The sequence below is a fragment of the Streptomyces sp. ATLC9 genome, assembly GCF_057196705.1.
In genome coordinates this window covers 1-8,860 of record NZ_JBXUOY010000221.1, presented here as the reverse complement: position 1 = coordinate 8,860, position 8,860 = coordinate 1, and the positions used below count along the sequence as shown (strand labels likewise).

6 protein-coding genes and 2 pseudogenes are annotated in these 8,860 nt (G+C 69.5%); 6 read left to right on the top strand and 2 right to left on the bottom strand.

The window, feature by feature from the left end:
* Together AC2CJA_RS20255 and AC2CJA_RS20250 are read left to right on the top strand one after the other, a co-directional pair.
* Nucleotides 1-356: pseudogene (locus AC2CJA_RS20255) on the top strand (transposase); the annotation flags it as partial.
* Between the two features lie 152 nt (nt 357-508).
* Nucleotides 509-3,553, top strand: coding sequence for a Tn3 family transposase (locus AC2CJA_RS20250; RefSeq protein WP_484604107.1), 3,045 nt, complete (start codon nt 509-511; stop codon nt 3,551-3,553).
* A gap of 105 nt (nt 3,554-3,658) precedes the next feature.
* On the opposite strand, the gene AC2CJA_RS20245 is transcribed toward AC2CJA_RS20250, so the two are convergent.
* Both AC2CJA_RS20245 and AC2CJA_RS20240 read right to left on the bottom strand, forming a co-directional pair.
* Nucleotides 3,659-4,519, bottom strand: a complete 861-nt coding sequence (locus AC2CJA_RS20245; protein ID WP_473867928.1) for an ABC transporter permease — start codon at nt 4,517-4,519, stop codon at nt 3,659-3,661.
* Nucleotides 4,516-5,442, bottom strand: coding sequence for an ABC transporter ATP-binding protein (locus AC2CJA_RS20240; protein ID WP_484604106.1), 927 nt, complete (start codon nt 5,440-5,442; stop codon nt 4,516-4,518). The genes AC2CJA_RS20245 and AC2CJA_RS20240 overlap by 4 nt, the downstream gene beginning before the upstream one ends.
* A 133-nt stretch (nt 5,443-5,575) precedes the next feature.
* Between AC2CJA_RS20240 and AC2CJA_RS20235 the strand changes: the two genes are divergently transcribed.
* The 4 genes and pseudogenes from AC2CJA_RS20235 to AC2CJA_RS20220 all read left to right on the top strand — a co-directional run.
* On the top strand, nt 5,576-6,748 hold the full coding sequence (locus AC2CJA_RS20235; protein ID WP_473898168.1) for a sensor histidine kinase: 1,173 nt from the start codon (nt 5,576-5,578) through the stop codon (nt 6,746-6,748).
* Entirely contained in the window at nt 6,745-7,401 is a 657-nt protein-coding gene (locus AC2CJA_RS20230; RefSeq protein ID WP_473867925.1) for a response regulator, read from the top strand. Before AC2CJA_RS20235 ends, AC2CJA_RS20230 begins: the two co-directional genes overlap by 4 nt.
* 199 nt (nt 7,402-7,600) lie before the next feature.
* On the top strand, nt 7,601-8,611 hold the full coding sequence (locus AC2CJA_RS20225; protein ID WP_484604105.1) for a recombinase family protein: 1,011 nt from the start codon (nt 7,601-7,603) through the stop codon (nt 8,609-8,611).
* A 43-nt stretch (nt 8,612-8,654) separates the two neighbouring features.
* Nucleotides 8,655-8,860, top strand: a pseudogene (locus AC2CJA_RS20220) (IS701 family transposase); the annotation flags it as partial.

Genomic DNA, 8,860 nt, shown 5'->3' with positions numbered 1-8,860 from the left:
TCGAGAACTCCCAGGTCGGTGTCTTCCTCGCTTACGCCACCAGCCGGGGCCGGGCACTGGTCGACCGCCGCCTCTACCTGCCCGAGCAGTCCTGGTGCTCCGATCCCGAGCGCCGCCGGGCGGCCGGCATACCCGACGAAGTCCGGTTCGCGACCAAGCCCCGCCTGGCCTGGGAGATGATCGCCGCCGCGCTGGACGCCGGAGTGGAGGCGCCATGGGTGACCGGTGACGAGGCCTACGGGCAGGACCCCCAGCTTCGCGCCGCCCTCGAGGCACGCGGAACCGGCTACGTGATGGCCGTCGCCTGCTCGACGCGGGTACGGATCAACCGCGGCCGCACCGCCGTCCGCGCGGACACGGCCCTGTTCTCCCGAAGCTACGGCGAAGTGACAAGTAGCTCTCTGTAGCGGATCTGGGGTGTGCTTGTCAGCGTTTTTGATCTTCTGGGGTCATCGAGGGCGGTGCTCGGCGAGGTTGGTCCGGTCATGACGACCGGAAGGAGCTTGGGGTGCGGCAGGAGTGGGAGCCGGAGGACCTGATCGAGGTCTGGACGCTGCTGGAGGAGGACCAGGAGCGGCTGCGGAACAAGTCGGGGGCGAACCGGTTGGGGTTCGCCCTGTTGCTGAAGTTCTTCGAGGTGGAGGCCCGGTTCCCGGAAGACGCCGGAGAGATCCCGGTGCCGGCGGTGTCGTACGTCGCTCAGCAGGTGAGGGTGGCGGCGGAGGAGTGGGCCGCGTACGACTGGTCGGGGCGGGCGATCAAGCGGCACCGGATGGAGATCCGGGGCGCGTTCGGCTTCCGTGAGTGCACCGAGGAGGACCAGGCCCAGCTCGCCGAGTGGCTGGCGGTCGAGCTGTGCGGGGTGGAGCTGAACCGGGACCGGCTGGCGGAGGCGGTGGTGGCCCGCTGCCGCAAGGACCGGCTGGAGCCGCCGGCCCCGGGACAGATCGACCGGCTGGTGGGCAAGGCGGTCAGCACCTTCGAGGAACGGTTCTGCGCGGCCACCATGGGCCGGCTGTCGGCGGCGACCCGGTCCCGGCTGGACGACCTGATCGCCGAGGACGCCGACGCGGACGCGGACAGCGCGGGCGGCGGGGGCACGTTCTTCACCGAGCTGAAGGCGGACCCGGGCGCGCTGGGGCTGGACAGCCTGCTGGCGGAGGTGAACAAGCTCCAGCGGGTGCGCGGGCTTCAGCTCCCGCCGGAGCTGTTCGGGGACGTGTCGGGGAAGCTGGTGGCGGCCTGGCGGGCGCGGGCGGCCAAGGAGTATCCCTCGGACCTGCGGGCGGCGGCCGGGCCGGTGCGGTACACACTGCTGTCGACGCTGTGCCACGTGCGGGAGACGGAGATCACCGACTCGCTGGTGGAGCTGTTCATCCAGCTCGTGCAGAAGATCAACACGCGGGCGGAGAAGAAGGTCGAGGGCGAGTTCAACAAGGAGCTCAAGCGGGTCCGCGGCAAGGAGGGCATCCTGCTGCGGCTCGCGGAAGCGGCGGTCGCGGAGCCGGGCGGCACGGTCCGCAAGGTGATCTATCCGGTGGCCGGGGAGTCCACCCTGAAGGCGCTGGCGGCGGAGGCCGCGGCGAACGAGGCGCGTTACCGGGCCCGGGTGCGTACGGTGCTGCGTTCGTCGTACTCCAACCACTGGCGGCGGATGGTCTCGCCGCTGCTGAACGCGCTGGAGCTGAAGTGCAACAACACCGCCTACCGGCCGGTGATGGACGCGATCGACCTGCTCAAGCGGTACCTGGACCAGCCCATCGCGAAGGAGGGGGCGTTCTTCGACGAGGCGGAGAAGATCCCGCTGGCCGGGGTGGTGCGCGAGGAGTGGCGCAAGGCGGTGGTGGATGAGCGCGGCCGGGTCGAGCGCATCCCGTACGAGCTGTGCGTGCTCGTGGCGCTGCGGGACGCGCTGCGGCGGCGGGAGATCTGGGTGCCGGGCGCGAACCGGTGGCAGAACCCGGAGGACGATCTGCCGCCGGACTTCGAGGACAACCGCGATGTGCACTACGACGCGATCCGCCAGCCGCAGGACCCGGAGAAGTTCATCGAGGCCCTGGAGAAAAGGCTGCGCGAGGCCCTGACCCGCTTCGACACGGCGCTGGAGATGGGCACTACGGGCGGGGTAGACATCGTCAAGAGACACGGCGAGCCATGGATCAAGGTCTCGCCGCTGGGCAAGCAGGAGGAGCCGGAGAACCTCGTCGCGCTGAAGGCGGAGATCGAACGCCGCTGGGGCACCATCGACCTGATCGACATCCTCAAGGAGGCCGAGTTCGCCACCGGCTTCACCGGCGAGTTCACCTCGGTCGCCACCAGGGAGGCGGTCCCGAAGGCGGTGCTGCGACGCCGGCTGCTGTTGGTGCTGTTCGCGCTCGGGACGAACATGGGCATCAAGCGTGTCGCGGTCACCGGCAAGCACGGCGAGAGCGAGGCCGTCCTGCGCCGCGTACGGCACCTGTTCGTCAACCGGACCAACATGCGCGCGGCGCTGGTGCGGCTGGTCAACGCCACCTTCGCCGCCCGCGATCAGGCGTGGTGGGGCGAGGGCACCGCCTGCGCGAGCGACTCCAAGAAGTTCGGCTCCTGGAGCTCGAACTTCATGACCGAGTGGCACCAGCGGTACCGCGGGCCCGGCGTGATGATCTACTGGCACGTCGAGAAGAAGTCGCTGTGCGTCTACAGCCAGCTCAAGTCCTGCTCGGCCTCCGAGGTCGCGGCGATGATCGAGGGCGTGCTGCGGCACTGCACGGACGTGGAGATCGACCGGCAGTACACCGACACGCACGGCGCCTCCATCGTCGGGTTCGCCTTCGCCCACATGCTCGGCTTCAACCTGCTGCCCAGGCTGAAGAACGTCGGCTCCGCGCGGCTGTACCGGCCGGCGGCCGGGGAGGACGAGAAGTGGCCGAACCTGGCGCCGGTCCTGTCGACCAAAACGATCGACTGGGACCTGATCCGCCAGCAGTACGACCAGATCGTGAAGTACACCACCGCCCTGCGCCTGGGCACCGCCGAGGCCGAGCAGGTCCTGCGCCGCTTCACCCGCGGCGGGCCCAAGCACCCGACGTACCGGGCGATTGAGGAACTGGGACGCGCGGTACGTACGGCGTTCATCTGCGACTACCTCGCCGACGCGGACCTTCGGCGCGAGATCAACGACGGGCTCCAGGTCGTGGAGAACTGGAACTCCGCCAACCATGACCTGTTCTACGGCAAGGACGGCGACCTGACCGGCTCAGACAAGGAGTCCCAGGAGGTGTCCATGCTCGCCCTGCACCTGCTCCAGTCGGCGTTGGTGCACGTCAACACGCTGCTCCTCCAGGAAATCCTGAGCGAGGAGAAGTGGCAGAAGCGGCTCACCGATGCCGATCGGCGGGCATTGTCCCCGCTGTTCTGGACCCACGTGAACCCCTACGGCCGCTTCGAGCTGGACATGAACTCACACCTCGCCCTCGTCGCCGCGGCGTCCATGGTGCCCGGCCCCCGTAGGGCGTCCGACTCGCAGACCCCTCAACCGGCACCGCGTGGCACGACCAGGCCGGAAGCCTGAGTGCGGGGCGGAGCCGTCACACTCCCGCCTGGCACCCGGCGAGTACGGACCGAGAGCCTGCTGCAGCGGCCCGGTGTGCATCTTTGACAGCCAGGCCCTGCGGGCTCACAGATCGTGCCGGCGGACGGCGACCACAGCGACGACTGCTGCGGCGAGGGGCCAAGCCGCGTAGACGATCCACGACCCGCTGATGGTCGCCGGGTAGGTGGCCGATCCGAAGGGGTCGCCCATCTGCACCAGTCGTTCCCACGCACTGCGGGGCAGCGCGTGAAGGATGGCGGACGACCAGCGGTGGCGGTCGTTGAGGAGGAACGGCAGCAGCAGAAGGATTCCGGTGAACGTCACGAGGGTGGCTGCGGTGTGCCGGATGAGGGCGCCGAGTCCCATGCCGACGAGCGCGCACACCGGAGCGAGCAGCGCGGATGCCGCGACGGCGCGGAGCGCGCCGGGGTAGTCGAGGGACAGGCCGATGTCCCGACCGGACAGGATGGCCTGTGTCACGCCGAAAGAGGTTCCCGCGACGACCGTGCCGTAGACGAGCATGACTGCCGTCACGACGGCCATCTTGGCCGCTACGACCGATCGGCGGGCCGGTACTGCCGCAAAAGTCGTGCGGATCTGTCCGGTGCTGTACTCGCCGACGATCGTGAGGGCGCCGATGCTGCCGGTGGCGAGTATCAGGACCATGCAGGCGCCGATGGTGAAGGCGTCCCGCATGGCCCAGATCGGAACGAAGAGGGCCCGGATCCCTTCGTTGTAGGTCGGCCAGTTGTTGTAGTCCGCGACGGCCGCGCTGATGTTGATGGCGATGATGACCAGCGCGCTGGCCCCGAATGCCCAGGAAATGGACCGCAGTGACCAGAGCTTGATCCACTCGGCGGCGAGGAGGTCCCGGAAGCGGGCGCCGGGCTCGGCGGCGCGCACGGCGGTCGAGATTCCCGTGTGCTGTGTGGTGGTCGAGGTCATCGGGATTCTCCTGCGAGGTATTCGACGCTGTCGGCGGTGAGTTCCATGAACGCCTCCTCCAGTGAGGAGGTGCGGGTGGCCAGCTCAAGGAGCACGAGGCGGTGGTGGGAGGCGAGTTCCCCGATGCGGGCCGCGCTCAGGCCGCTCACGGTGAGCCACTCCTCTGCGTCGGCGACCGAGTCGTCCGGCTGTACCGAAGCACCCTCGGCTTCGAGCACGGCTGCCAGCGCGGTGGGATCGGGCGTCCGCACGGTCACGCTCTGGCGGGTGCCGCGGGCCGTGAACTCCGCCACGCTCTCGTCGGCGATCAGCTCGCCCCGGCCGATGACGATCAGGTGCTCGGCGGTGTTCTGCATCTCGCTCATCAGGTGGCTGGAGACGAACACCGTGCGCCCCTCGGCGGCCAGCCGCCTGAACAGGCCGCGCACCCATCGCACGCCCTCCGGGTCCAGGCCGTTGACCGGCTCGTCGAACAGCAGCACCGGAGGGTCGCCGAGCAGAGCCGTGGCGATGCCGAGCCGCTGTTTCATGCCCAGGGAGAACCCGCCGATGCGGCGCCGGGCCGCAGGAGCCAGTCCTACCTCCTCAAGGACCTCGTCCACCCGGCGCCGCGGAATACCGTTGCTGCGGGCCAGGGCGGACAGATAGGCCACTGCGCTGCGACCGCCGTGGACGTCATGGGCGTCGAGCAGGGCACCGGCGTGGCGCAGGCCGCGCGGATGGTCCCGGAACGGGTGACCGTCGATGGTGGCGGTGCCGCTGGTGGGTTCGGTCAGGCCGAGGAGCATCCGCAGTGTGGTGCTTTTTCCTGCACCGTTGGGGCCGAGGAACCCGGTGACGTGGCCGGGGCGCACGGTGAAGGTCAGGCCGTTGACGGCAGTGGCCTTGCCGTATCGCTTGGTCAGTTCGTTGACTTCGATCACCCGGCCAACGGTGCCGGGGAGAGTGCCCGTCCGGCATCGGCCCGTCGGCTGCACTGGCGGGAGGGCTTGTATCCCGTGGGCGTACGCCCACGGGCCAATGTTCCGCCGCTGGTCAGGCGATTACGATCGCCCCATGTCCGCCAAGCCGCGTCCCCTGCTGTCCTGGCACCTGCGGCCGGCCGCGCGGGCGGCTCTGGCCTGGTGTGAGGCGATCGCCTACCCGTTCGTGCTGTTCTTCGCGGCACGCGGCACGCCTTTCGACTCCCCCGGCTTGCCCTTCGTGTCGGCGGCCGCGGTCACGGTCCTGCCTCTCGGACTGCTGCGCCGTCGTCCGCTGCCGGCCCTGGCACTGATGCTTCTGGGTACGTATGTCACGGCGACGACGACGCCGTTCTGGCAGGTCGTGTATCTGCTGGTTCTGGCGAACGATCTCGCCGCCGGATACGTCGTGGCCACACGGCCTCGCCTCATCGCGGTCACCGCTGCCGTCACGACGCTCGGCGTACAGGTCGCCTTCGCCGCACGTCTTGGGACCGGGACGGACGGCTTCGCCCGCACGGTCGTGGTCCTCGTCCTGGCCCTTGCCGCCGCCTGGATGACCGGCCATTCGGTTCGCGAACGCCGCGAGCACGCCGCGGCACTGCGCTCGCAGACCGCCGCCCAGGCCGTCGCAGCCGAGCGGCTCCGGATCGCCCGTGAGCTGCACGACATGATCGCGCACAGCATCGGCGTCATCGCCATCCAGGCAGGCGTGGGCCGCCGGGTCATCGACACACAGCCGGACGAGGCCCGCAATGCGCTGGCCACCATCGAAGACACCAGCAGGGAAACCCTCGCCGGGCTGCGGCGCACCCTGGGTGCACTGCGCCGCACCGAACCGGGCACCGGGGCGGAGGCCCCGCCGCGCGAGCCTGCCCCGGGACTGGCCGACCTGGAACGGCTGACCGCGTCAACGAAGGACGCGGGCGTCCATGCTGACGTGCAATGGCTCGGAGAACGACGGCCCCTACCGCCCGATATCGACCTGGCCGCCTTCCGGATCGTCCAGGAGGCCCTCACCAACGTCGTACGCCACGCGGACACCCCCGACTGCCGCGTCACCATCGGCTACCAAGACGGCGAACTGACCATCGAGGTCGCCGACGACGGCCGCGGCGGCCCCGCCTCCGGCACCGGATACGGCATCACCGGAATGCGGGAACGCGTCACCCTGCTGCGCGGCCAGTTCACCGCCGGGCCGCTACCCGAGGGCGGCTTTCGTGTGGCAGCCCGGCTCCCCCTCCCCGAAGGAGTGCACATCTCATGACGGTCCGCGTCGTGCTCGCCGACGACCAGCCACTGGTCCGCAGCGGTCTGCGCGTCCTGATGGCCGACGCCCCCGACATCGACGTCGTGGGAGAAGCCGGAACCGGCGCCGAAGCGGTCCAACTGGTCCGGGACACCGGGCCCGACGTGGCAGTGATGGACATCCGCATGCCAGGCATGGACGGCATCGAGGCCACCGGGCTGATCACAGCAGCCGCTGGAGCGACGCGCGTCCTTATCCTCACCACGTTCGACGACGACGAGTACATCTACGGCGCGCTCCGAGCGGGTGCGAGCGGATTCCTCGTCAAGGACATGGCACTGGACGACATCCTCGGGGCGATCCGCGTTGTCGCCGCCGGAGACGCCCTGATCGCCCCAAGCGTCACGCGCCGCCTCATCGCAGAGTTCGCCGCCCGCCCCGAACCAGCTCTGCATCCACGACCGGTCGGGAACATCACCGAGCGGGAGCGCGAGGTACTGACCCTCGTCGGACGCGGCATGTCCAACAGCGAGATCGCCACCCACCTCTACATCAGCGCGGCCACGGCGAAGGCACACGTAGCGCGGCTACTCACCAAACTCGAAGCCCGCGACCGAGTCCAACTTGTCATCACCGCCTATGAGACGGGTTTGGTAACCCCACCTCGCTGAGTATCAAGCACCTCAGTCGCCGAAGCTCGCCAGCAAGAGCGACGCAACACGAACTCTCATAAACGATCCTTTGCGCGAGCAAGATCAACAATCGGCCGCCGGACCCCGTTCGGCACCCGATCGGTTCTCGGAACCCGTTCTCACTCAAAAGAGGGGATGGCCCCCTTATGAGACTTGCATTGTGCGAAAATTCGGGCCCATGACGGACCTTCAGCAGCCCTCGCCAACCGACCGGTCGGACGCCGACGACGTCGAACAGCACGCCTGTCCGAAGTGTGACGCGCAGCCCGGCTCACCGTGCCGCTCACGCGGCGGCGCGGTCGCCTCCGCCTACCACACCCGCCGCTTCACCCTGGTGCCCCGGCTGAAGAAGGCGCTACGGGTGCCGACCCCGGCCGACCGCGGCCCGGGCCGGCCGTGGCGGCCGGGCACCCCGCCGCCGGCGCCGATCGACCCGGACCTGCCGAGCGCGGACATCCGCATCGGCTACGCCCGCTGCTCGACCCTCGGGCAGGAACTCGACTCCCAGCTCGACGCGCTCAGCAAGCACGGCATCCCGAGGGACAAGATCTTCAGCGAGAAGATCAGCACCCGCGTCCGCGTACGGCCCAAGTTCGAGGAAGCGCTGCGGACCGCGCGGGAGGTCAAGGCGCACGCCCCGCACTGCCGAGTCATCTTCACCGTGTACGAGATGAAGCGCCTCGGCCGCGACGCCGCCGAACTCACCGCGCTCGCCGACCACCTCACCGCCCACGGCCTGGTCCTGGAGATGCTCGCCGGACCCCTGCCCGGCATCTACGACCCCACCGGCCCCGGCAAGCTGCTGTTCGCGTTCTTCGCCGCGATGGCGGAGACCGAGCGGGAGAACATCCGCGATTCGACCCTGGAGGGGCTCGACACCGCGGCCCGCAAGGGCAAGCACGGCGGCCGGCCCCCGGTCATCACCGACGACATGCTCCACACCGTGCTCCGGCGCCGGGCGCTCGGCGAGTCCGTCGAGCAGATCCAGCCCGACCTGTTCATCCCCACCGGCAAGCGCAAGGGACAGAACCCCTCGGTGGCCAGCATCTACCGGGCGCTCGCCGAACACGCCAAGCGCGAGGCATACCCCGAAGCCGTCGAGGCAGCCCACGCCGACTTCGCCGCCCTCCAGGCGGCCGGCGAACTCCCCGGGCCCCGCCTTGCTCTCCCTGACCGAGCGTCACTCTGATTACAGAGAGCTACTTGTCACTTCGCCGTAGCTTCGGGAGAACAGGGCCGACACCGTCGCCAAACGGCTGCCCGCCACCGCCTGGCAGCGGCAGAGCGCCGGCCGTGGTGCGAAGGGCGAGCGCTACTACGACTGGGTCTGGACCCACATCGGCACTGACGGCCACCGCCACCTGCTCATCCGCCGCAACCGCACCACCGGCGAACTCGCCTTCTACCTGTGCTGGTCACCCGCCGCGGTCACCTTTGC